Raw genomic sequence first — 22,143 nt, forward strand, 5'->3', positions numbered from 1 at the left:
TGAATCGCCCCTACTTTCCTAGACACCTCAAGAGCCTCAAACTGAGGTCAATCAGGAGGTGTTATGAGCAAGCAGCAACGTTACACGGAAGAATTCAAACTGGCCGCCGTCAAGCAGGTGACTGAGCGCCATTACCCAGTGGCAGAGGTCGCTGAGCGACTTGGTGTTTCCAGCCACAGTCTTTACGCCTGGATCAGGCGCTACAGCCAGCCCGCCGTGCAGCAACAGCATGACTCCAGCCAGCAAGCCGAAATTCGGCGCCTCAAGGCTGAACTGCGCCGCGTCACCGATGAGCGAGATATCTTAAAAAAGGCCGCCGCGTACTTTGCCAAGCTGTCAGGGTAAGGTACGCCTTCATCCGGGTGCACGCGTCCACACATCCCATCCGCCGACTGTGTCGGATGATGAATGTCCACCCGAGCGGTTATTACGCCTGGCAGCACCAGCCTTTATCTGCCCGCGCACTTGAAGACCAACGCCTCCTGGGCCAGATCAAGCAATGTTGGCTAGAAAGCGGGGGCGTCTATGGCTATCGCAAGATCCGGGATGACCTGCGAGAGATGGGCGAGACCTGTGGGAAACACCGGGTGGCGCGATTAATGCGTCATGAAGGTTTGCGTTCACAAACCGGTTATCGTCGCCGTCCCGGTCATTATGGTGGCCGGCCAACGGTGGTTGCACCGAATCATCTTGAACGCCAGTTCGATGTGACTGAGCCAAATAAGGTCTGGGTAACGGACATCACTTATATTCGAACCCATGAAGGCTGGCTCTATCTGGCCGCGGTATTGGATTTGTTTTCACGACAAGTCATTGGTTGGTCAATGGGGCCACGGATCGACCGAGAGTTGGCCATCAGCGCGTTACTGATGGCAGTGTGGCGACGGCGACCCGAGCAGGAAGTGCTGGTTCATTCTGACCAAGGGAGCCAGTTTAGCAGCTATGACTGGCAGGATTTTTTGCGGGAGCACCGGCTCAAGGCCAGCATGAGCAGACGTGGCAATTGCCATGATAACGCGGTGGCGGAGAGTTTCTTCCAACTCCTCAAACGCGAGCGGATCCGACGTAAAACCTATGCAGATCGGGAGGAGGCCCGGCAGGATGTGTTCGATTACATTGAAATGTTTTACAACCCCAAGCGTCGGCACAGTTTCAACAATGGGCTATCGCCAGTAGAGTGTGAAAAGCAATATTTCGAACGGCTCAAAAGTGTCTAGAGAAGCCGGGGCGATTCACCATGTGGGGTTCCCGTCAAGCATAGCCCCGCAGGGGGAGTGCATTCGGGTTGAAGGGGGCGGGAGGCAGGGGCTACCATGACCCTTTTGTTGCGAGGAGGCTCCATGGCACTGACAAGGTTGCTGTCCCCCCTGACCAGTCTGGTGATCTTCATTCTGGGTCACGGTCTGTTCAATACCCTGCTGACGGTGCGTCTCTCCGCCGAGCAGGTGTCCGCCCAGGCCATCGGTCTGGTGTCGGCTGCCTATTTCGGCGGCCTGGTGCTGGGGACCTTCATCAATGCCCGCCTCATCATCCGGGTGGGGCATATCCGGGCCTATGCGGCTTATGCCTCCCTGCTCTGTTTTCTGTTTCTGCTGCACGGCATGGTGGTGGAGCCTGTCACCTGGGCGGCGCTGCGGCTGATCGGGGGGTTTGCCACCGGCGGCCTGTTCGTGGTGCTGGAGTCCTGGATGCTGGTCTCAAGCACCCCGGCGAACCGGGGGCGGTTGATGTCCCTCTACATGATCCTGCTGTACGGTTCACTTGCCCTGGGCCAGCTGCTGCTCAAGCAGGTGGACCCCATGGTGCTGACGCCGTTCGCCCTGTGCGCCATGGCGGCGACTCTCTCCGTGGTGCCTCTGGCGCTCTCCCGAGTGGCGACGCCGGCCATGGTGGCACCCCAGCCGGTGGGAGTGCTGGAGCTGGTGCGCCTCACTCCGGCGGGGATGGGCAGCAGCTTTACCTCGGGCCTCATCCTCGGGGCCATCTATGGGCTGTTGCCGCTCTATTTCACCGACAGCGGCGCCTCCCTCTCCCAGGTGGCGGACATGATGGCGCTGGTGATCCTGGGGGGGATGTGTCTGCAATATCCCATCGGGCGTGCATCTGATCGTTACGACAGACGGTTGGTGATCCTGCTGCTCTGCGCCCTGCTGACCCTGATCGCGTTGCTGATGGTGCTGCTGCCGGAGCCCTGGCGCGAGCCAGTCGAGGGGACTCTTGTCTTCCTGCTGGGGGGCATGGCGTTCTCCATCTATCCCTTGAGCCTCAGCCATGCTTGCGATGAACTGCGCCCGGATCAGGTGCTGGGGGCAAACCAGGGGCTGCTGCTTGCCTACAGCCTGGGGGCCATGATAGGGCCCCTGCTGGCCCCCTTCGTCATGGTGCAAGTTGGGCCAGAAGGCTTGTTCGTCTACTTTGCCCTGTGCGGTCTGCTGCTGTCGGCCTATCTCGGCTGGCGCAGGCGTAAGCGAGCCCCCATTCCGCTGACGGAGCACCAGGTCTTCATGCCGGTGCCCCCCAACACCCCCATGACGGCGGAGCTGGAGCCAAGAACAGATCTGGAAGGGGAGACAGTGCCGGCGAGCTATGCCGCGCCTGACGCAGAAGAGAGAGCGGTGAGTGAAGAGGGGCAGGAGAGGGACGCGCCGCAAGGACGTTGAAGGCTGCCGACCCAACGACAGGGATAAAAAAACCGACTCCAGGGAGTCGGTTTTTTGTTGGGCGGTTATCAGGCGGTCACGGCATCGGCCTGGGTAGCTTGTGCTTCCGGCGCCGGGTTGCGAATGAGGTAATCAAACGCACCCAGGGCGGCGGTGGCACCTGCCCCCATGGAAATGATGATCTGCTTGAACGGTACCGTGGTGGCATCCCCTGCGGCATAGACGCCGGGCAGGGAGGTGGCACCCTTGGTGTCGATCTCGATTTCGCCAAAGCGGGTCAGGGCCACTTCGCTCCCCTTGAGGAACTCGGTGTTCGGCACCAGACCGATCTGGACGAAGATGCCGGCCACCGCCAGATGCTTGATCTCGCCGGTAGTGCGATCTTCGTAGTCCATGCCCACCACCTTGCTGCCGTCGCCGATCACTTCGGTGGTGCGGGCGCTCATGATGATGTCGATATTGCCCATGGAACGGGCCTTCTTCTGCAGCACGTCGTCGGCACGCAGGGTATCGGCGAACTCCACCACGGTGACGTGCTCGACGATGCCGGCCAGATCGATGGCCGCCTCGATGCCGGAGTTGCCGCCACCGATCACCGCCACGCGCTTGCCCTTGAAGAAGGGGCCGTCACAGTGGGGGCAGTAGGCCACACCCTTGGTACGGTACTCGAGTTCACCCGGCACGTTCAGGTCGCGCCAGCGGGCACCGGTCGCCAGGATCACGGCGCGGCTCTTCAAGGTGGCACCGGAGGCGAGGTCCACGTTGACGTAACCATCCTTGCTGATGGCGGCGGCACGCTGCTCGGTGATCACTTCCACGCCGTACTGCTTGACGTGCTGCTCCAGGCTGGCGGCCAGCTTGGGGCCCTCGGTGTAGGGCACGGAGATGAAGTTCTCGATGCCGACGGTGTCCATCACCTGGCCACCGAAACGTTCAGCGACAATGGCAGTGCGAATGCCTTTGCGGGCGGCATAGATGGCCGCGGCGGCGCCGGCCGGGCCACCGCCCACCACCAGCACGTCATAAGGCGCTTTTTCGCTCAGCTCTTGCGCCTTGCGCTCGGCAGCGCCGGTGTCGAGTTTGGCGACGATCTCTTCCAGCGAAATGCGGCCCTGGCTGAACGGCTGACCGTTCAGGTAGACGTTCGGGACCGCCATGATTTGACGCTCGTTCACCTCATCCTGGAACAGGGCACCGTCGATCATGGTGTGGGTGATGCCGGGGTTCAGGGTGGACATCAGGTTCAGGGCCTGTACCACGTCCGGACAGTTGTGGCAGGAGAGGGAAATATAGGTCTCGAAGTGGAACTCGCCCTTGAGGTTCTTCACCTGCTCCAGCACGGCCGGATCGGCCTTGGAGGGGTGACCGCCGCTTTGCAGCAGGGCGAGCACCAGGGAGGTGAATTCATGACCCATGGGAATGCCGGCAAAGTGCACGCGCGGGGCCTGGCCCTGGGGCGCGATGCTCATGGAAGGCTTGCGGGCATTGGTGCCATCGGTCAGGGAAATTTTGGGGGACATCTCGGCTATCTCGCTGGCCAATGCCAGGAGTTCGGCGGATTTGTCGCTGTCATTGCCGGACACGCTGATCTCGATGGGATTGACGATGTACTGCAAGTAACCGTTGAGTTGTTGTTTGAGGTTGGTATCTAACATGGTCGAATTCCTTCTTGCTGAATGCGGGTCGGCACGATGACCGGGTACAGAAAACAGAGGTCCACACAGCAGACCGGCGCATTTTCTGAGGGCCGTAAACAAGACCGGCCCTTGAACGGGCCGGTCTTCAGAGCGGGGAGGCTTAGATTTTGCCTACCAGATCCAGGGACGGGGCCAGGGTGGCGTCGCCTTCTTTCCACTTGGCCGGGCACACTTCACCCGGGTGGGAAGCAACGTACTGGGCAGCCTTGACCTTGCGCAGCAGTTCCAGTGCGTCACGGCCGATGCCGCCAGCGTTGATTTCAACGATCTGGATGACGCCTTGCGGGTCGATGACGAAGGTACCGCGGTCAGCCAGGCCAGCTTCTTCGATCATCACGCCGAAGTTGCGAGTGATGGTGCCGGTGGGGTCGCCGATCATCGGGTACTGGATCTTCTGGATGGTGTCAGAAGTGTCGTGCCAGGCCTTGTGGGTGAAGTGGGTGTCGGTGGAGACGGCGTAGATCTCGACGCCCAGCTTCTGGAATTCGGCGTAGTTGTCGGCCAGGTCGCCCAGCTCGGTCGGGCAGACGAAGGTGAAATCAGCCGGGTAGAAGAACACCACGGACCACTTGCCTTTCAGGTCAGCGTCAGACACCTGAACGAATTTGCCATTGTGGTAGGCGGTGGCGTTGAACGGCTTGATTTCAGTGTTGATGTAGGTAGACATGTATTTGCTCCTTGGTGATGTACATATGCCTGTCTGGTGTTGAAGAGTCGTGCCAGACGAGGCGCTTAACTTTCGATGGAGTCATCATAGTGACTTTTTCTAATCGGTCAAAGCCACAATTTTGAATCACATAAATCTATTTATTAGATAGACCATCACAACTGTACCTAACATGAATATCTCAGGCCTTCGGAGATAACTCATTGTCGAAGTTCAATTTCTGTCCTGCATGTCACATTTTCAAGGGCTGGGCCGGATTTGTTTTCATTGCGTGAGCAGAGAAGGGGCAGACGAGGCGGCGCAGTAGAAAAAAGAGGGATAAAAAAAATCCCGGCGCGGTCGCACAGACAGGGCCGGGTCATCAAACAAGGAATGGCGATAAATATGCTTTACAGCAAAGACTAACTACGGGGTGTGCAAACTTGCAGACATATGAAGAGAAGATGGCGGGTGCACAATCCTCATCTCCTCTTCGGCAACCATTGCATGGTGGGCATCATAGTGTGATGAATGTCACAACGCAAGTTTTGTGGTGTAATTTTACAGTCAAACTGAAAGTGTTTCACTCGAATAGCCGTTAAATTAGGCTGAAAACGCTTTTATTGTAATTTAATTACAGAATTTTAAGATCAAAAGTCGGTTGGGGGCTCCTGCTCCTCCATCAGCTCCAGCAGATTGATGGCCACGGCGATGAAGTCCGACTCGGTGACGATGCCAACCAGCTTGCGCCCCTTGAGTACCGGCAGACAGCCATATTTGTGGCGCTGCAGATACAGGGCCGCCTCCTTGATGCCGGCGTGGGGATCCACGCTCGCCACCTGACGAGTCATGATCTCGTCGAGCTGGACGCTGTCGGTGAACTCTGCCTCCCGCTCGGGGTTGATCAGCAGCAGCTTGGATTCACGGGTGGCCAGGATGTCCGAGAGGGTGACCAGACCAAGCAGATGCTGGTGTTCATCGACGATGGGAACGTGACGGATCCGCTCCTGCTGCATCAGCTCCATCGCCTGCTTGACGCTGTTTTCCGGACCCAGGGTAAAGGGGTGTTCAGTCATGATCTCGGAGAGGGTCATCATGGTGGGCCTCCTTGTGTGTCTGCTTCCACCCTAGCCCAGCCCCCGTCGCCAGAACATGATCGGGGTCAATACAAAACCTTAAAGGTTTTTTAACGGGCCCAGCCTCACAAAATGGCCCGCTATCCCTTGTCTTCCTTGGGTTTTTAGTCTTTTGGGTTGCCTTGGAAGAGGGGGATAACTAGACTAGCCGCCGATTCCCCCGAGGTGAAAGATGCAAGTATCCGATTTTCATTTTGATCTGCCAGACGAGCTGATTGCCCGCTATCCCATGGCGGAGCGTACCGCCAGCCGCCTGCTGCAGCTCGATGGTCAAACCGGCGCCCTGCGCCACGGTCATTTTGTCGATGTGCTTGACCAGCTCAACCCCGGCGATCTGCTGGTGTTCAACAATACCCGGGTCATTCCGGCCCGCATGTTTGGCCAGAAGGCCAGCGGCGGCAAGCTGGAGGTGCTGGTGGAGCGCATTCTGGACGAGCACAGCGTGCTGGCGCACGTCCGCTCGTCCAAGTCCCCCAAGCCAGGTACCCGCCTCCTTCTGGATGGCGGTGCCGACGGCGTGCCCGTCGAGGCCGAGATGCGTGCCCGCCACGACGCTCTGTTCGAGATCCACTTCCTGGACCCGCGCCCTGTGCTGACCATTCTGGATGCCATCGGCCATATGCCGCTGCCCCCTTACATCGACCGTCCCGACGAGGATGCCGACAAGGAGCGCTACCAGACCGTCTACAACCAGAAGCCGGGTGCCGTGGCGGCGCCGACTGCCGGTCTGCACTTCGACGAGCCGTTGCTCGAGCAGATCCGTGCCAAGGGCGTGGAGATGGCCTTCGTGACCCTGCACGTGGGGGCGGGCACCTTCCAGCCGGTGCGCGTCGACAAGATTGAAGATCACCACATGCACTCGGAATACGCCGAAGTGCCCCAGGAGGTGGTGGATGCCATCGCGGCGACCCGCGCCCGCGGCGGTCGTGTGGTTGCGGTGGGGACCACGTCGGTACGATCCCTCGAGAGCGCAGCCAAGGCGACCCTGGCCCAGGGCAAGCCGCTGGCACCCTTCTTCGATGACACCGACATCTTCATCTTCCCCGGTTACGAGTTCCAGGTGGTCGATGCCATGATCACCAACTTCCACCTGCCCGAATCCACCCTGATCATGCTGGTCAGCGCCTTTGCCGGCTATGACAACGTGATGGCCGCCTATCAGGCCGCCGTGGCGGGACAGTACCGTTTCTTCAGCTACGGGGACGCCATGTTCGTCACCCGTCGCCGGGTGCAGGGTTAAGCCTTGCCCTTCAGAAGTCGTTCAGGCTCTGCTTGTCAGTATGCCGGCCGGCTTCATATTACCAGGCCCCTCGGGCCCTTTGTTGTCAGACTGTTTCTCTGACTGAATAGAGGTAGCAATGAAATTTGAATTGAAAACCACCGATGGGCGTGCCCGTCGCGGTCAACTGGTGTTCGAGCGTGGCGTGGTCCAGACCCCGGCCTTCATGCCGGTCGGCACCTACGGCACCGTCAAGGGGATGACCCCAGAAGAGGTGCGTGAGACCGGTGCCCAGATCCTGCTTGGCAACACCTTCCACCTCTGGTTGCGCCCGGGTCAGGAAGTGATGCGCGCCCACGGCGATCTGCACGACTTCATGAACTGGCAGGGGCCCATCCTGACCGACTCCGGTGGTTTCCAGGTGTTCAGTCTGGGGCACATCCGCAAGATCACCGAGGAGGGGGTGCACTTCCGTCATCCCATCAACGGCGAGAAGATCTTCCTCGATCCCGAGAAGTCCATGGAGATCCAGTACGATCTGGGTTCCGACATCGTGATGATCTTCGACGAGTGCACCCCGTACCCGGCCACTTACGAGGAAGCGCGCAAGTCCATGGAGATGTCCCTGCGCTGGGCCAAGCGCTCCCGTGACAAGTTCGATGCGCTCGGCAACAAGAACGCCCTGTTCGGCATCATCCAGGGTTCTGTCTACGAACCGCTGCGGGATGTGTCGCTGGACGGTCTCCTTGAGATCGGCTTCGACGGTTACGCGGTCGGCGGTCTCGCCGTGGGTGAGCCCAAAGAGGACATGCATCGCATCCTTGACCATGTCTGCCCGAAAATTCCGGCCGACAAGCCGCGCTACCTGATGGGGGTGGGCAAGCCGGAGGATCTGGTGGAAGGGGTGCGCCGCGGTATCGACATGTTCGACTGCGTGATGCCGACCCGCAACGCCCGCAACGGTCATCTCTTTACCACCGATGGGGTGGTCAAGATCCGCAACGCCAAGTACCGGGAAGACACCAGCACCCTGGATGCGGACTGCGATTGCTACACCTGCAAGAACTACACCCGCAGCTATCTGTACCATCTGGACAAGTGCAACGAGATCCTCGGTGCCCGTCTGAATACCATCCACAACCTGCGTTATTACCAGCGCGTGATGCAGGGTTTGCGGGACGCGATCGAGCAGGGTAAATTAGACGACTTTGTAACTGAGTTTTACCGTCGGCAAGGGAAGCCTGTGCCTCCACTGGCTGAAAATGACGTGAAATAACAACGACATATAAGTTAGTATTCAAATCTACATCAATAAGAGGTTGTTAAATGAGCATTATCTCCAAGGCGTATGCAGAAGGCGCGGCTCCGGCAGCACAGGGTGGTGGCATGGAAATGATCATCATGCTGGCCGTGTTCGGTCTCATCTTCTACTTCATGATCTACCGTCCCCAGGCCAAGCGTGCCAAGGAGCATCGCAATCTGATGAGCTCCCTCTCCAAGGGCGACGAAGTGCTCACTTCCGGTGGCCTGGTCGGCAAGATCGCCAAGGTTTCCGCCGACAGCGACTACATTGTGCTGGCCCTGAACGATCAGACCCAGGTCACCATCAAGCGTGACTTCGTCTCTGCCGTTCTGCCCAAGGGTTCTATCCAGTCCCTCTAATCTCCCGAGGAGCACAGCGTGTTAAATCGCTATCCGCTGTGGAAATACCTGATGGTGATCGTCGTGATCGCCATCGGTTTTCTATATGCAGCCCCCAATCTTTACGGCGAAGACCCGGCCTTGCAGGTCTCTGCCAGCCGTGGTGCCGAAGTCAAACTAGAAACCCTCGATCAGGTGAAGGAAACCCTCGACGAGGCGAAGATCCCGGTCAAGCATGCGGCGTTCGAGCACGGCTTCATCCTGATCCGTTTCAACAACACCGAAGACCAGCTCAAGGCGCGCGACATCGTGGCCAACAAGCTGGGCGACAATTTCATCACCGCCCTCAACCTGGCTCCGTCCACCCCCGCCTGGCTTGAGGCCATCGGCGCGGCGCCCCTGAAGCTCGGTCTTGACCTGCGGGGCGGTGTGCACTTCCTGATGGAAGTGGACATGGCCGAAGCGCTGGCCAAGCAGCAGGAACAGATGGTGCAGGATTTCCGCGCCGAGCTGCGCACCCAGAAGATCCGCTACTCCGGTGTACGCCGGGTCGGGGATCAGGTGCAGGTGGTCTTCCGTGACGAGGCCGATCAGGCCAAGGCACTCTCCTTCCTGCGTCGCCAGAATGCGGATCTTGTCTTCACCACCGACCAGAAAGGGGATGACTTCATCCTGCTGGCCAGTCTGAGCGAAGCCAAGGTCAAAGAGGTGAAGAAGTATGCCCTCGAGCAGAACATCACCATCATCCGCAACCGGGTGAACGAACTGGGTGTGGCCGAGCCGCTGGTCCAGCAGCAGGGCGGTGAGCGTATCATCGTCGAGTTGCCGGGGATCCAGGACACCGCCCGTGCCAAGGAGATCCTGGGTGCCACCGCGACCCTGGAGTTCCACATGGTCGATGAGGCTGCCGATATCCAGGCCGCTGCCGCAGGCCGCGTGCCGCCGAGCTCCAAGGTCTACAACGATCGCAACGGTCGTCCCGTGGTACTGCAAAAGCGCGTGATCCTGACTGGTGACCACATCGTGGGTGCCCAGTCCGGTTTCGATGAATACAGCCGTCCCCAGGTCAACATCAAGCTCGATGGTCAGGGTGGCAACAAGATGGCCAACTTTACCAAGGACAACGTTGGCAAGGGGATGGCGACCGTCTTCATCGAGTACAAGCCGGTGGGTCAGCCTGGTCCGGACGGCAAGCGCAAGTTCCGCAAGCAGGAGGAGGTGATCAACGTCGCCACCATCCAGTCTCGCCTGGGTAGCCAGTTCCGCATCACCGGGATCGACAACGCCAACGAAGCCCACAACCTGGCGCTGCTGCTGCGTGCCGGTGCCCTGATTGCCCCCATCCAGATCGTCGAAGAGCGCACCATAGGCCCGAGCCTGGGTCAGCAGAACATCGACAGCGGGATGGAAGCCATCGGCTGGGCCATGCTGGTGATCGTGCTCTTCATGGGGATCTACTACCGTGCCTTCGGCTGGGTGGCCAATCTGGCGCTGACCATGAACCTGGTGCTCATCGTCGGTATCATGTCGATGATCCCGGGGGCCACCATGACCCTGCCGGGCATCGCCGGTATCGTGTTGACGCTGGGGATGGCGGTGGATGCGAACGTACTGATCTACGAGCGTATTCGTGAAGAGATCCGCAATGGTCGCGGGGTGCAGCAAGCCATTCACCTGGGCTTTGACCGCGCCTTCTCCACCATCGCCGACTCCAACGTCACCTCGCTCATCACCTGCGTGATCCTGTTCGGTATCGGTACCGGTGCCATCAAGGGCTTCGCCCTGACCCTCGGGATCGGCCTGACTGCGTCCATGTTCACTGCCATCACGGTATCCCGCGCCATCATCAACCTGGCCTGGGGTGGACGGCGCATCGACAAGCTGCCGATCTAAGGAAGAGACATGTTTCAAATTCTACATTTTGAAAAGCCCATCCCCTTCATGCGTTTCGCCAAGCTGGGTATGGTCCTCTCTGCTCTGGTAACGGTGCTCGCCCTCTACGTTCTGTACGATCGTGGCCTGAACTGGGGGCTGGACTTCACCGGCGGTACCACCATCGAGGTGGGGTTCCAGCAGTCGGTGAGCCTGGACAAGATGCACGAGGCGCTGGATCAGCAGAAGATTGACGGGGCGACCCTGCAGTTCTTCGGCTCCAGCCGTGATGTGCTGGTGCGCATGGCCCCGCAAGAGGGCGTCAAGGTCGAGCAGCAGGGCAACGAGGTCTTGGCGGCCGCCAAGCTGGTCGACGAGAGCGCCGTGCTCAAGCGTGTCGAGTTCGTCGGTCCCTCCGTGGGTGACGAGCTGGCCACCGACGGTGCCTTGGCCATGCTGGCCTCCATCCTCTGTATCCTGATCTACGTGGCGGTGCGCTTCGAGTGGCGTCTGGCCACGGGGGGCATCCTCTCCCTGGCTCACGACGTGATCATCACCCTCGGCATCTTCGCCTACTTCCAGTACGAGTTCGACCTGACCGTGCTGGCGGCGCTGATGACGCTGGTGGGGTACTCCCTGAACGACACCATCGTCGTGTTCGACCGGGTGCGGGAGAATTTCCGCAAGGTACGCCGTGGGGACACCGCGGAGATCATGGATCTCTCCATGACCGAGACCCTGAGCCGGACCATCATCACCTCGGGGTTGACCTTCGTGGTGGTGGTGGCGCTGCTGCTCAAAGGCGGGCCTCTGATCCACGGTTTCTCCATCGCCATGGTGATCGGGGTGGCTTTCGGGACCTACTCCTCCATCTATGTGGCGAGCGCCTCAGCCATGTTCCTCGGGATCAAGCGGGAGCACATGCTGCCGACCCAGGTGGAAAAAGAGGGCGCGGATCAGCAAGAGATCCTGCCGTAACAGACAAGGGCGCCGCAAGGCGCCCTTTCTCTTGTGGCCGGGGTGAGTCATGATGCTCCCCACAACCCAGCATCCATTACCCAAAGCAAGGAGCAAGCCCATGCAACACAATCCCCGTTTTCTGGCCCTGGTAGAGGCCATCCGCCCGCAGGTGCAGGAAACCGATGTGCATCAGATCAAGCGCTGGCAGGATGAGGGCCGAGCATTTCATCTGATCGACGTGCGCGAAGAGAGCGAGTGGGCCAGGGGCCATCTGCCGGGGGCCACCTATCTCGGGCGCGGGGTGATAGAGCGTGACATCGAGACCCGGTATCCGGATCCCGACACCGAACTCTACCTCTATTGTGGTGGGGGATTTCGCTCCATCCTGGTGGCGGATAACCTGCAGAAGATGGGTTATTCCCGGGTCGTCAGCGTCGATGGAGGCTTTCGCGGCTGGAGCGATGCCGGATACCCTGTCGAATCCTGATTTATTTGAGGGAGAGGGGCTGCGCCACATGACAAACGGCCCCGTGATCTTTACCATATGCGGGGTCAAGCGTAAGCGTCGGAGTGTTCATTGAACGTCAGGATAGGGATTGGATACCTCACGGGTATCCTGTTGTTGCTCCCCTTGTGGGGTTGCAGCAGTAGCAGTCAGGTAAAAGCGCCTCAAGTTCCCAAGCCGCAACCCGCTTCACTGGTATTGGCGACCCCCTTGCAGGTCTCCTACCAGAGCGAGTTGGCGTTGGCGCGACTCGGGCAGATGCTCAGTGAAATGGAATTGACGACCGAACAGCGGGCAGAACTCTTCTATGAGCGTGCCGTGGTGTTTGACCGGGTGGGCTTGCGTTCCCTGGCGCGACTCGACTTCAACCGCGCCCTGCGGGAGAAGCCGGATTTTGCCGAGGCCTACAACTTCATCGGTGTCTATCTGGTTCAACAGCAGAACTACGACGAGGCCTATGAGGCGTTCGACTCCGCCCTGGAGCTCGCCCCGGATTACGACTACGCCTATCTCAACCGGGGAATCGCGCTCTATTACGGCAATCGCCCCGAGCTTGCCGCGGCGGATATGAAGCGCTTCTACGAGGCGCAACCAGAAGACCCTTATCGGGTGATCTGGCTCTATCTGGCCGAGCAGAAGCTCAACGGACCGGCGGCCATGAGCCGGATGCGCGAGCGGCTCAACAAGTATGACGACGACGCCTGGAACTGGGATCTGGTGCGCCTCTATACGGGCGACATCAATGCCACCCAGTTGATGAGCAACGTGGTGAAAGGGGTCAAGGACAACAGGGAGCTCGCCGAGCGCCTGTGCGAGACCTACTTCTACCTCGGCAAGTTCGAGCTGGCCAAGGGTAACCGCAAGGAAGCCATCAGCTACTTCAAGCTGGCGCTGGCCAACAACGTCTATGACTTCATCGAGCATCGCTATGCCTTGCTGGAGCTGGAACTGATGGCGCGCAAGCCCCAGCCACCCGGAGCCCAGGGCAAGAGCGGCAAAGCGTGACTAAACGGGTTTGAACCCCATGAAAAAGGCCTCTTGACGAGGCCTTTTTGCTGTCTGGTGACACGGGGTGTACCGCTACTCCACCAGGCTCATGCCGGGGATCTGGCGCCAGTAACCGTTGCAGTCCCGCTCCTGCTGCAGGGGCAGGGGGGCCATCCCCTGTTCGTTGGCCTTGAAGCGCTCCAGCATCGTCAGGGTCTCCATGTCTTCGGGCGAGAGGCGCACCACATCCACCAGGCCCTCCATCCCCTTGAGCTCGTTACCCAGGTTGTAGCAGTAACCGGACTGGGTCTGGATGCCGTTGAGGTTGAACACCTTCTGCCCCTCGCGACTGCTGGCAAGTCGCCCGGTGGGGTAGTCGATGCAGGCCAGTTCGCAGTTGTCCTTGGGCCGGTCGAGGGAGCGGGCGGTGAAGCAGCGTGCCGAGTAGGCGAGCGGGAGATGACCATAGGCGAACACCTCCACCTCGAACTGCTGGCGCTCCCTGCCCAGATCCTGATTGAGCTGCATCAGCCAGTCGCGGGAGAGCTCCACCGGCATCACCCAGCGCTGCATCCCCTGTTTAAGCAGCATGCGCAGCACGTCGGCGTTGTAGGCGTTGATGGCGGGGCCGCAGACGAACGGCAGCCCGGCTTCACTGGCGAGCTGGACCGCCCCCAGATCGTTGGCCTCGATCATCAGCTCGCCGTTGTCGACCAGCCGCTTTACCTCCTTGAGCTCGGAGGGAGCTGAGATCAGCGCCAGCGTGGAGAGTACCGCCTGCTTGCCGGAGCCCGCCACCTGACGGGCGAGGGCAATCCAGTCATCCGCTTTCAGTTCGCGCCGCTTGCTGCAGACGGTTTCCCCCAGATAGATGATGTCGGCCTGGCTGGCGGCGGCCGCCTGATAGAAGGCCTGGGTGTCGGCCTTGGGCCAGTAGAAGAGCAGGGGGCCGAGAGAGAATTTCATGAGCAGTGCTCCTTATTGCCACTGGCGATGATAGGCACCGAGGGTGGTCTGGCTCCCCTCGGAGACGCGGGCGAGCTGGGCATCCCACTCGGCCTTGACCTGATAGGCCTCGGGGTTGGCCTGATAGGCGTCGATGGCGGCGCGCCAGACCCGGGTCACCTGCTCCACATAGGCGGGGCTGCGCTGGCGTCCCTCGATCTTGACCGACTGGATGCCGGTCTGGAACAGCTCGGGCAGAAGGCCGAGGGTGTTGAGGCTGGTGGGCTCCTCCAGCGCGTGATAGGTCTGGCCATCCACCTCGAAGCGCCCCTTGCACAGGGTCGGGTAGCCGGCATTTTCCCCCGGGCCGTAACGATCGATCAGCACCTCGTTGAGGCGGGATTCTAGGCCGCTCGGGGTCTCTTCCCAGCGCACGAACTTGGCCGGTGAACAGGCGCCGACGGTGTTGGGGCTCTCGCCGGTCATGTAGGAGGAGAGGTAGCAGCGCCCCTCAGCCATGATGCAGAGGCTGCCGAAGGCGAACACCTCGAGGCCGACGTCGGTCTCGCGGGCCAGCTGCCTGACCTGATGCATGGAGAGCACCCTCGGCAGCACCACCCGGCCGACGTTGAAGTGCTGCTGGTAGAAGCGGATGGCAGCGGCGTTGGTGGCGCTGGCCTGGACCGAGACATGCAGCTCCATGTCGGGATGGCGGCGGCTGGCATAATCGAGCACGGCGAGATCGGCGATGATCAGGGCATCGGCACCGAGCGCCACCCCTTTGTCCACGGCCTGCTTCCAACGGGCATCGGAGCCCGGGTGGGCAAAGGTATTGATGGCGATGTGCAGCTTGCGGCCATGCTGGTGGACATAGTCAACCGCTCTTTCCAGCTTGCTGTCGGTGAAGTTGAGCCCGGCGAAGTGGCGGGCATTGGTGTCATCCTTGAAGCCGATGTAGACCGCATCGGCCCCGTTATCCACGGCTGTCTTCAGTGCCGGCAGGCTGCCTGCCGGGCAGAGTAATTCCATCGGGTACGCTCCGAGAGGGCAAAAATGCAAAAGTGGCCCGATTGTATTCATGCTTGCCCTCCCGCTTTTTGACCTGAGGCAGCTTTAGGTGGCTTTACCCTTCTTGAGGTAAGTGGGCACAAGTTTGATTTTCAACAGGATCTTGCCGAAGGGGCTGTGCTTGAATGCGCAAAAAACTGGGAGTTTATCGTGTTTCAACATCTGCAACGTCGCCTGGTCGAACAGGCACCCCGTCTCTTGCGCCACCCCCTCAAGCTGGTGCCCTTCCCGCTGCAACAAAACCTGATGGAGGCCCTGCTGGGCAGGGTATTCCGGGAGGCCATCGAAGAGGGGGAATTTGCGTTTCTTGCGGGCAAGTGGCTGAAAGTGGAAGTCAGCGATCTGGGGCTATGCTGGTTTATCAGCGAGCAGGAGGGCAAATTGGTAGTGGCGAGGAAGTGTGAGCACGCCGATGTCTGTTTCAGCGGCAATAGCCAGGATCTTGTTCTGATCGCCGGGCGCCGTGAAGACCCGGATTCCCTCTTCTTCCAGCGCCGGCTGAAGATAGAGGGGGATACAGAGCTGGGCCTGGAGGTGAAAAATCTGATGGACAGCCTGGATCTGGACGGGCTGGGATTGATGAAATACCCCCTGATGGATCTGGCGACCTTTATCGAGCGGGCCCGCGTGACGCACGTGCCCACTGCCGCGACAATGAGCTGAGCCGTTTTCTTGCCCGAGTGCTGCGGAACAGGTGAACTTGAGCCGCAGTACCCCACTGTCAGCGTGACCACGCAGGGTGGGGATGTATCATCTGCCTGTTTGTGCAGAAATGCCTGGTCGGAAGCGGTGCCAAAATAGCGATTGGTTATGTTACAATTGCGCGCCATTTTTGACTGAAGATTGACTGGGCATGTTGGATCAGATTCGTATCGTGTTGGTAAACACCTCTCACACCGGCAACATGGGATCCGCGGCGCGGGCCATGAAGACCATGGGGCTGACTCAACTGGTGCTGGTCGATCCCCAGGCCCAGCCTGATGAGGAGGCCGTCGCCCTGGCGGCGGGGGCCAGCGATATCCTGGCTCGCGCCCGAATCGTGCCGACCCTGGATGAAGCCATTGCCGACTGTGGTCTGGTCATCGGCACCAGTGCCCGTTCCCGCACCTTGAGCTGGCCCATGCTGGATCCCCGTGAAGCGGGCGAGAAGCTGGTTGCCGAGGGCATGGAGCACCCGGTCGCGCTGGTGTTTGGCCGTGAACGCACCGGCCTCACCAATGACGAACTGCAAAAATGCCACTTCCATGTGGCCATTCCCGCCAATCCAGAATACAGCTCCCTCAATCTGGCAATGGCAGTGCAGACCCTTTGTTACGAGGTGCGGATGCGCTGGCTGGAAGTACAGAACCAGGAGCCGGAGGATGAGCGGGTCGAGTACCCCAGCGCCCAGCAACTGGAAGGGTTTTATCAGCATCTGGAGCAGACGTTGCAAAAGACGGGATTCATTGCCGATGACCACCCAGGCCATGTGATGAGCAAACTGCGTCGTCTATTCAATCGGGCCAGACCCGAAGCGGTGGAGTTGAACATCTTGCGGGGCATTCTCACCTCTGTCCAGAAGTCCAGGGCACAAGATTAATCCCGACTGATTTACTCAAGCATATACTTGACTGATTTAGTCGGGTATGTGACCATATGCCACATATTGATTGGTTCGCAAGACGGTAAGGCATATGAGACTGACCTCAAAAGGACGTTACGCGGTGACAGCCATGCTCGACGTGGCGTTGCATGCAGAGCAGGGGCCCGTGCCCCTGGCTGATATTTCAGAGCGCCAGGGCATCTCCTTGTCCTATCTGGAACAACTGTTTGCCCGTCTGCGCAAGCATGGTCTGGTGAGCAGCGTACGTGGCCCCGGTGGCGGCTATCGCCTCGGTCTGGCCCCTGGCGAGATCTCGGTCGGTCAGGTGATCACCGCGGTCGATGAATCGGTCGATGCGACCAAGTGCCTCGGCAAAGGGGGCTGCCACGGTGGTACCCAGTGCCTGACCCACTCCTTGTGGCGGGATCTGAGCGAACGAATCTCCAGCTTCCTGGGGGATATCACCTTGGCCGAGCTGGTTGGTCAGGCCGATGTGCGCCGTATCGCCGGCAAGCAAGATGAACAAATGAAGACCGTGTTGTCCCTGGTTGATCGGGCCGAACGCGGTGATGTGAGCTTGAAAGTCCAACTATAAACGTGCTTTCCACGACGAGTCGCTGTGTGACCCCGTCGTAACGGAGAAAAAGATGAAACTGCCTATTTACCTTGATTATTCGGCAACCTGTCCGGTGGACCCGCGTGTCGCAGAAAAAATGATGCAGTGCCTCACCATGGACGGCCTGTTCGGCAACCCAGCCTCCCGTTCCCACCGTTTCGGCTGGCAGGCCGAAGAGGCGGTGGATCTGGCCCGTAATCAAGTGGCAGAGCTGATCGGCGCGGATCCGCGCGAGATCGTCTTTACCTCCGGTGCGACCGAGTCAAACAACCTGGCCATCAAGGGCATCGCCCATTTCTACGCCGGCAAGGGCAAGCACATCGTCACCTCCAAGACCGAGCACAAAGCTGTGTTGGATACCTGCCGCCAACTGGAGCGTGAAGGCTATGAGGTGACCTACCTCGAGCCCATGCCCAATGGCCTGTTCACTCTGGAGCAGATCGAAGGCGCCCTGCGTGATGACACCATCCTGGTCAGCATCATGCACGCCAACAACGAGATCGGGGTGGTGCAAGACATCGCTGCCATCGGCGAGCTGTGCCGTTCCCGCAAGATCCTGCTGCACGTGGACGCCGTCCAGAGCGTGGGCAAGATCCCGGTCGACGTGGAAGCACTCAAGGTTGATCTGCTCTCCATGTCCGCCCACAAGGTATACGGCCCGAAAGGCATTGGCGCCCTGTATGTGCGCCGCAAGCCCCGTGTTCGTCTGGAAGCCCAGATGCACGGCGGTGGCCACGAGCGCGGCATGCGCTCCGGCACCCTGGCAACCCACCAGATCGTCGGCATGGGGGAAGCCTTCCGCATCGCCAAGGAAGAGATGGCGAGCGAGAGCCAGCACATCATGGCCCTGCGCCAGCGTCTGTGGGATGGCATCAAGAACATCGAAGAAGTCTATATCAACGGGGATCTGGATCAGCGTGTACCGGGTAACCTGAACGTCAGCTTCGCCTATGTGGAAGGGGAATCCCTCATCATGGCACTGAAGGATCTGGCGGTCTCTTCCGGTTCTGCCTGTACCTCGGCCAGCCTGGAACCTTCCTACGTGCTGCGCGCCCTGGGTCTGAACGACGAGCTGGCACACAGCTCCATCCGTTTCAGCATCGGTCGCTTCACCACCGAAGAAGAGATCGACTACGCAATCAAGCTCATCTGCGACTCCATCGGTCGTCTGCGCGAGATGTCTCCCCTGTGGGAGATGTTCAAGGATGGCGTCGATCTGAACACGGTCGAATGGGCACATCACTGATCCTTGCCAGCATGGCAAGGGTCTGGTGAACAACGGAATTAGCAGGAGTTAGATATGGCTTACAGTGAAAAAGTAATCGACCACTACGAGAATCCCCGCAACGTCGGTGGTTTTGACAAGAACGATCCCAGCGTCGCCACCGGCATGGTCGGTGCACCGGCCTGTGGTGACGTCATGAAGCTGCAACTGAAGATCAGCGACGATGGCATCATCGAAGATGCCAAATTCAAGACCTACGGCTGTGGTTCCGCCATCGCCTCCAGCTCTCTGGTGACCGAGTGGGTCAAGGGCAAGACCCTGGACGAAGCGGCCGGTATCAAGAACACCGACATCGCCGAAGAGCTGGCGCTGCCGCCGGTGAAGATCCACTGCTCCATTCTGGCGGAGGATGCCATCAAGGCCGCCATCGCCGATTACAAGCAGAAGAAAGGTCTTTAAGGTCCGGAGAGCAGTATGGCCATAACCATGACAGATGCCGCAGCGGCGCGGGTTTCCTCCTTCATGATCAACCGGGGCAAGGGCATCGGCCTGCGCCTCGGCGTCAAGACGACCGGCTGTTCTGGCCTTGCCTATGTGCTCGAGTTCGTGGATGAGCTGGCTGCCGAGGATCAGGTGTTCGAGCAGAAAGGCGTCAAGATCATCGTGGATGCCAAGAGCCTGATCCACCTGGATGGCACCGAGCTGGACTTCGTGAAGGAAGGCCTCAACGAGGGCTTCCAGTTCAACAACCCGAATGCCAAAGGCGAATGTGGTTGTGGCGAAAGCTTCAGCGTGTAAGTGGTTCGATTGACCGATCGCCCATGTTTGCAACGCCTCGCAGCCCCAAGGGTGAGCCCTGTTGCGGCGAGTCTCTTGTGATCAACACCTTGCTCATCAACACAGTGGTGTGGACGCCAGTCCATGCCACTGCTTTCAAGTTCAAGACGAGTGTGGTTGCACTCCCAGCGCTATTGTCTGAGGACGAAGGATGAATCATTTCGAGCTGTTCGGGCTGGCTGAGGGCTTCGAGCTCGATACTCGCCAACTGGCTGACACCTATCGTCAGCTGCAGACCCAGTTCCATCCCGATCGTTTTGCGACTGCCCCCGAGCGGGAGCAGCTTGCTGCCGTGCAGCGTGCTGCCCAGATCAACGATGCGTTTACCACCCTCAAGGCCCCCTTGCGCCGAGCCGAGTATCTGCTCTCCTTGCGGGGCACCGATATTCGCGGCGAGCAGCAGACACTGCAAGATCCAGCCTTTCTGATGCAACAGCTGGAGTGGCGAGAGCGGCTGGCTGATCTCAAGGACGACGCCGACCCTGAGGGGGCCATCAAGGATTTTCGCCAGGAGATCAGGCATGATCACCAGGCGTTGATGCAACGGCTGACCGACTCTCTCACCAGGGGTGAGGATCTGCAGGCGGCGGATTGCGTTCGCAAGCTCAAATTTGTCGACAAGCTCCTCGAGGAGCTGGAACGATTCGAAGACTCGCTGTTCGAGTCTTGACCCTCTAACGCAGGAATTGTGATTACCCATGGCATTACTGCAAATTGCCGAGCCAGGCCAGAGCGCCGCACCTCACCAGCATAAACGTGCCGTCGGCATCGATCTTGGCACCACCAACTCCCTGGTCGCCGCCGTGCGCAGCGGCCAGGCCGACACCCTCTGTGACGAGCAGGGGCGTGATCTGCTGCCTTCCGTGGTCCATTACCAGGCCGATACCATCCGGGTTGGCTTCGATGCCAAGCGTGAGGCGGCCCTCGATCCGCACAACACCATCGTTTCGGTCAAGCGGATGATGGGCAAGGCGCTGGCCGACATCGATACCCGCCAGCAACCCTATCAATTCGTGGCGGCCGACAACGGCATGCCGCAATTGCAGACCCGCCAGGGGCTGGTCAATCCGGTGCAGGTCTCGGCCGAGATCCTGAAAAAACTGGCCGAGCGCGGTGCCGCGTCCCTCGGGGGAGACCTCGACGGCGTGGTCATCACGGTGCCCGCCTATTTTGACGATGCCCAGCGTCAGGGTACCAAGGACGCGGCCAGACTGGCCGGACTGCACGTGCTGCGGTTGCTCAATGAACCCACGGCGGCCGCCATCGCCTATGGCCTCGACTCCGGTCAGGAAGGGGTGATCGCCGTCTATGACCTGGGTGGCGGAACCTTCGATATCTCCATCCTGCGCCTGCATCGCGGGGTGTTTGAGGTGATGGCCACCGGTGGCGACTCGGCACTCGGTGGTGACGATTTCGACCATCTGCTGGCGGACTGGCTCAAAGAGCAAGCCGGGTTGTCCGGTCAGCTCGATGCCCGTACCCAGCGCGAGTTGCTGGATGCGGCGGCCAGCATCAAGCACGGCCTCACCGATGCCGATGCCGTTGCCTGCACCTTTGCCGGCTGGCAGGGTACCGTCACCCGCAGCCAGTTTGACGAGCTGATCCAGCCCCTGGTCAAGCGCACCCTGCAGGCCTGTCGGCGCGCCCTGCGCGATGCGGGTCTCGAGCAGGAAGAGGTGCTGGAAGTGGTGATGGTCGGTGGCTCGACCCGGGTGCCGCTGGTGCGCGAGCGGGTGGGCGAGTTCTTCGGCCGCACCCCCTTGACCAGCATCGACCCTGACAAGGTGGTGGCCATCGGTGCCGCCATCCAGGCCGACATCCTGGTGGGCAACAAGCCCGACGCCGAGATGCTGCTGCTGGACGTCATCCCGCTTTCCCTGGGTCTGGAGACCATGGGTGGCCTCGCCGAGAAGGTGATCCCGCGCAATACCACCATTCCGGTGGCCCGCGCCCAGGAGTTCACCACCTTCAAGGATGGCCAGACCGCAATGGCCATCCACGTGGTGCAGGGGGAGCGCGAGCTGGTGGCGGATTGCCGCTCCCTGGCCCGCTTCACCCTGACCGGCATTCCGCCCATGGCGGCCGGCGCCGCCCACATTCGCGTCACCTTCCAGGTGGATGCGGACGGTCTGCTGTCGGTCAGCGCCATGGAGAAATCCTCCGGCGTGCAGGCCGAGATCCAGGTCAAGCCCTCCTACGGGCTGGGGGAAGATGACATCCTCAACATGCTGAGCGCCTCCATCGCCAATGCCCAGCAGGACATGGATGCCCGCATGCTGGCTGAGCAGCAGGTTGAGGCTGACCGGGTGGTCGAGAGCCTCAACGCCGCCCTGGCCGCCGATGGCGAGGCTTTATTGAGCCCCGCCGAGTGGGCCGAGCTGGATGCCGCCATCGCCCATCTGCTGACCATGCGCAGCACGGGCACCACCAACCAGATCAAAGAGGCCATCGAGGCGGCGGACGCTGCCAGTGGCGAATTTGCAGCCCGCCGGATGGATGCCTCCATCCGCAAGGTGCTGACCGGACAAAACGTCAACAAGGTGTGAT

At 60.2% G+C, this 22,143-nt stretch carries 22 protein-coding genes; 17 read left to right on the forward strand and 5 right to left on the reverse strand.

The annotated features are described in order from the left end of the window. Positions 1–63 precede the first annotated feature (63 nt). Positions 64–1,217 (forward strand): IS3-like element ISAeca4 family transposase gene (locus AB5Y80_RS10180; protein WP_139739419.1). Its coding sequence is split into 2 segments (ribosomal slippage): positions 64–301 and positions 301–1,217, totalling 1,155 coding nucleotides; the frame shifts between segments, so codons are not numbered across the junction. Positions 1,218–1,340: 123 nt separating this feature from the next. Then, positions 1,341–2,660 carry an MFS transporter gene (locus AB5Y80_RS10185; protein ID WP_041213025.1) on the forward strand — a complete coding sequence of 440 codons (1,320 nt, stop codon included), beginning with the start codon at positions 1,341–1,343 and terminating at the stop codon, positions 2,658–2,660. A gap of 68 nt (positions 2,661–2,728) precedes the next feature. Here AB5Y80_RS10185 and ahpF read toward each other — a convergent pair whose 3' ends face one another. From ahpF to AB5Y80_RS10200, 3 genes are all read right to left on the reverse strand, one after another. Continuing rightward, complete coding sequence (ahpF, locus tag AB5Y80_RS10190) at positions 2,729–4,315, reverse strand: alkyl hydroperoxide reductase subunit F (protein ID WP_039038739.1); 1,587 nt, start codon at positions 4,313–4,315, stop codon at positions 2,729–2,731. A gap of 142 nt (positions 4,316–4,457) precedes the next feature. After that, positions 4,458–5,024 carry an alkyl hydroperoxide reductase subunit C gene (gene ahpC, locus AB5Y80_RS10195; RefSeq protein ID WP_010675074.1) on the reverse strand — a complete coding sequence of 189 codons (567 nt, stop codon included), beginning with the start codon at positions 5,022–5,024 and terminating at the stop codon, positions 4,458–4,460. Between the two features lie 629 nt (positions 5,025–5,653). Then, on the reverse strand, positions 5,654–6,100 hold the full coding sequence (locus AB5Y80_RS10200; RefSeq protein ID WP_010675073.1) for a CBS domain-containing protein: 447 nt from the start codon (positions 6,098–6,100) through the stop codon (positions 5,654–5,656). Between the two features lie 211 nt (positions 6,101–6,311). Between AB5Y80_RS10200 and queA the strand changes: the two genes are divergently transcribed. The 7 genes from queA (at position 6,312) to nlpI (ending at position 13,341) form a co-directional block, all read left to right on the forward strand. Next, positions 6,312–7,379 carry a tRNA preQ1(34) S-adenosylmethionine ribosyltransferase-isomerase QueA gene (gene queA, locus AB5Y80_RS10205; protein ID WP_041215015.1) on the forward strand — a complete coding sequence of 356 codons (1,068 nt, stop codon included), beginning with the start codon at positions 6,312–6,314 and terminating at the stop codon, positions 7,377–7,379. Positions 7,380–7,497: 118 nt separating this feature from the next. Further along, positions 7,498–8,634, forward strand: a complete 1,137-nt coding sequence (gene tgt, locus AB5Y80_RS10210; RefSeq protein ID WP_010675071.1) for a tRNA guanosine(34) transglycosylase Tgt — start codon at positions 7,498–7,500, stop codon at positions 8,632–8,634. Positions 8,635–8,684: 50 nt separating this feature from the next. Continuing rightward, positions 8,685–9,020 (forward strand): preprotein translocase subunit YajC, encoded by a 336-nt coding sequence (yajC, locus tag AB5Y80_RS10215; protein ID WP_010675070.1) that lies wholly within the window; start codon positions 8,685–8,687, stop codon positions 9,018–9,020. Positions 9,021–9,038: 18 nt separating this feature from the next. Continuing rightward, positions 9,039–10,892 (forward strand): protein translocase subunit SecD, encoded by a 1,854-nt coding sequence (gene secD, locus AB5Y80_RS10220; protein WP_039038737.1) that lies wholly within the window; start codon positions 9,039–9,041, stop codon positions 10,890–10,892. Between the two features lie 9 nt (positions 10,893–10,901). Next, positions 10,902–11,849, forward strand: a complete 948-nt coding sequence (gene secF / locus AB5Y80_RS10225; RefSeq protein WP_039038736.1) for a protein translocase subunit SecF — start codon at positions 10,902–10,904, stop codon at positions 11,847–11,849. 100 nt (positions 11,850–11,949) lie between these two features. Then, positions 11,950–12,318: a rhodanese-like domain-containing protein gene (locus AB5Y80_RS10230; RefSeq protein WP_039038735.1), complete on the forward strand. Its 369-nt coding sequence runs from the start codon at positions 11,950–11,952 to the stop codon at positions 12,316–12,318. Positions 12,319–12,408: 90 nt separating this feature from the next. Further along, on the forward strand, positions 12,409–13,341 hold the full coding sequence (gene nlpI, locus AB5Y80_RS10235) for a lipoprotein NlpI (protein WP_280520777.1): 933 nt from the start codon (positions 12,409–12,411) through the stop codon (positions 13,339–13,341). 75 nt (positions 13,342–13,416) lie between these two features. Here nlpI and AB5Y80_RS10240 read toward each other — a convergent pair whose 3' ends face one another. Further along, on the reverse strand, positions 13,417–14,289 hold the full coding sequence (locus AB5Y80_RS10240; protein ID WP_368172880.1) for a U32 family peptidase: 873 nt from the start codon (positions 14,287–14,289) through the stop codon (positions 13,417–13,419). Between the two features lie 12 nt (positions 14,290–14,301). Continuing rightward, positions 14,302–15,297 (reverse strand): peptidase U32 family protein, encoded by a 996-nt coding sequence (locus tag AB5Y80_RS10245; RefSeq protein WP_010675064.1) that lies wholly within the window; start codon positions 15,295–15,297, stop codon positions 14,302–14,304. Between the two features lie 189 nt (positions 15,298–15,486). Between AB5Y80_RS10245 and AB5Y80_RS10250 the strand changes: the two genes are divergently transcribed. From AB5Y80_RS10250 to hscA, 8 genes are all read left to right on the forward strand, one after another. Continuing rightward, on the forward strand, positions 15,487–15,999 hold the full coding sequence (locus tag AB5Y80_RS10250) for an SCP2 domain-containing protein (protein ID WP_041215881.1): 513 nt from the start codon (positions 15,487–15,489) through the stop codon (positions 15,997–15,999). Positions 16,000–16,189: 190 nt separating this feature from the next. Next, complete coding sequence (gene trmJ / locus AB5Y80_RS10255; RefSeq protein WP_042880722.1) at positions 16,190–16,915, forward strand: tRNA (cytosine(32)/uridine(32)-2'-O)-methyltransferase TrmJ; 726 nt, start codon at positions 16,190–16,192, stop codon at positions 16,913–16,915. Between the two features lie 94 nt (positions 16,916–17,009). Continuing rightward, positions 17,010–17,513: a Fe-S cluster assembly transcriptional regulator IscR gene (gene iscR, locus AB5Y80_RS10260; RefSeq protein WP_025327241.1), complete on the forward strand. Its 504-nt coding sequence runs from the start codon at positions 17,010–17,012 to the stop codon at positions 17,511–17,513. Positions 17,514–17,565: 52 nt separating this feature from the next. Then, on the forward strand, positions 17,566–18,780 hold the full coding sequence (locus AB5Y80_RS10265; RefSeq protein ID WP_010675060.1) for an IscS subfamily cysteine desulfurase: 1,215 nt from the start codon (positions 17,566–17,568) through the stop codon (positions 18,778–18,780). A gap of 54 nt (positions 18,781–18,834) precedes the next feature. Next, the gene (gene iscU / locus AB5Y80_RS10270; protein WP_010675059.1) at positions 18,835–19,218 is read left to right on the forward strand and encodes a Fe-S cluster assembly scaffold IscU; all 384 of its coding nucleotides are present in this window, start codon (positions 18,835–18,837) and stop codon (positions 19,216–19,218) included. 15 nt (positions 19,219–19,233) lie between these two features. Continuing rightward, positions 19,234–19,557 (forward strand): iron-sulfur cluster assembly protein IscA, encoded by a 324-nt coding sequence (iscA, locus tag AB5Y80_RS10275; protein WP_010675058.1) that lies wholly within the window; start codon positions 19,234–19,236, stop codon positions 19,555–19,557. A gap of 190 nt (positions 19,558–19,747) precedes the next feature. Continuing rightward, positions 19,748–20,266: a co-chaperone HscB gene (hscB, locus tag AB5Y80_RS10280; RefSeq protein ID WP_042863981.1), complete on the forward strand. Its 519-nt coding sequence runs from the start codon at positions 19,748–19,750 to the stop codon at positions 20,264–20,266. Positions 20,267–20,294: 28 nt separating this feature from the next. Continuing rightward, on the forward strand, positions 20,295–22,142 hold the full coding sequence (gene hscA, locus AB5Y80_RS10285) for a Fe-S protein assembly chaperone HscA (RefSeq protein ID WP_368172881.1): 1,848 nt from the start codon (positions 20,295–20,297) through the stop codon (positions 22,140–22,142). Position 22,143: the final 1 nt, after the last annotated feature.

This window comes from Aeromonas sp. R2-1, assembly GCF_040908425.1.
GTDB classification, from domain to species: Bacteria; Pseudomonadota; Gammaproteobacteria; order Enterobacterales; family Aeromonadaceae; genus Aeromonas; species Aeromonas caviae.

Bases quoted from the DNA above. Each gene is read 5' to 3' on its own strand.
- secF (WP_039038736.1), top strand. From the start codon at position 10,902: ATGTTTCAAATTCTACATTTTGAAAAGCCCATCCCCTTCATGCGTTTC.
- tgt (WP_010675071.1), top strand. From the start codon at position 7,498: ATGAAATTTGAATTGAAAACCACCGATGGGCGTGCCCGTCGCGGTCAA.
- yajC (WP_010675070.1), top strand. From the start codon at position 8,685: ATGAGCATTATCTCCAAGGCGTATGCAGAAGGCGCGGCTCCGGCAGCA.
- AB5Y80_RS10200 (WP_010675073.1), bottom strand. From the start codon at position 6,100: ATGATGACCCTCTCCGAGATCATGACTGAACACCCCTTTACCCTGGGT.
- AB5Y80_RS10265 (WP_010675060.1), top strand. From the start codon at position 17,566: ATGAAACTGCCTATTTACCTTGATTATTCGGCAACCTGTCCGGTGGAC.
- trmJ (WP_042880722.1), top strand. From the start codon at position 16,190: ATGTTGGATCAGATTCGTATCGTGTTGGTAAACACCTCTCACACCGGC.
- hscB (WP_042863981.1), top strand. From the start codon at position 19,748: ATGAATCATTTCGAGCTGTTCGGGCTGGCTGAGGGCTTCGAGCTCGAT.
- AB5Y80_RS10240 (WP_368172880.1), bottom strand. From the start codon at position 14,289: ATGAAATTCTCTCTCGGCCCCCTGCTCTTCTACTGGCCCAAGGCCGAC.
- ahpC (WP_010675074.1), bottom strand. From the start codon at position 5,024: ATGTCTACCTACATCAACACTGAAATCAAGCCGTTCAACGCCACCGCC.
- queA (WP_041215015.1), top strand. From the start codon at position 6,312: ATGCAAGTATCCGATTTTCATTTTGATCTGCCAGACGAGCTGATTGCC.
- ahpF (WP_039038739.1), bottom strand. From the start codon at position 4,315: ATGTTAGATACCAACCTCAAACAACAACTCAACGGTTACTTGCAGTAC.
- iscU (WP_010675059.1), top strand. From the start codon at position 18,835: ATGGCTTACAGTGAAAAAGTAATCGACCACTACGAGAATCCCCGCAAC.
- hscA (WP_368172881.1), top strand. From the start codon at position 20,295: ATGGCATTACTGCAAATTGCCGAGCCAGGCCAGAGCGCCGCACCTCAC.
- iscR (WP_025327241.1), top strand. From the start codon at position 17,010: ATGAGACTGACCTCAAAAGGACGTTACGCGGTGACAGCCATGCTCGAC.
- AB5Y80_RS10185 (WP_041213025.1), top strand. From the start codon at position 1,341: ATGGCACTGACAAGGTTGCTGTCCCCCCTGACCAGTCTGGTGATCTTC.
- iscA (WP_010675058.1), top strand. From the start codon at position 19,234: ATGGCCATAACCATGACAGATGCCGCAGCGGCGCGGGTTTCCTCCTTC.
- AB5Y80_RS10230 (WP_039038735.1), top strand. From the start codon at position 11,950: ATGCAACACAATCCCCGTTTTCTGGCCCTGGTAGAGGCCATCCGCCCG.
- AB5Y80_RS10245 (WP_010675064.1), bottom strand. From the start codon at position 15,297: ATGGAATTACTCTGCCCGGCAGGCAGCCTGCCGGCACTGAAGACAGCC.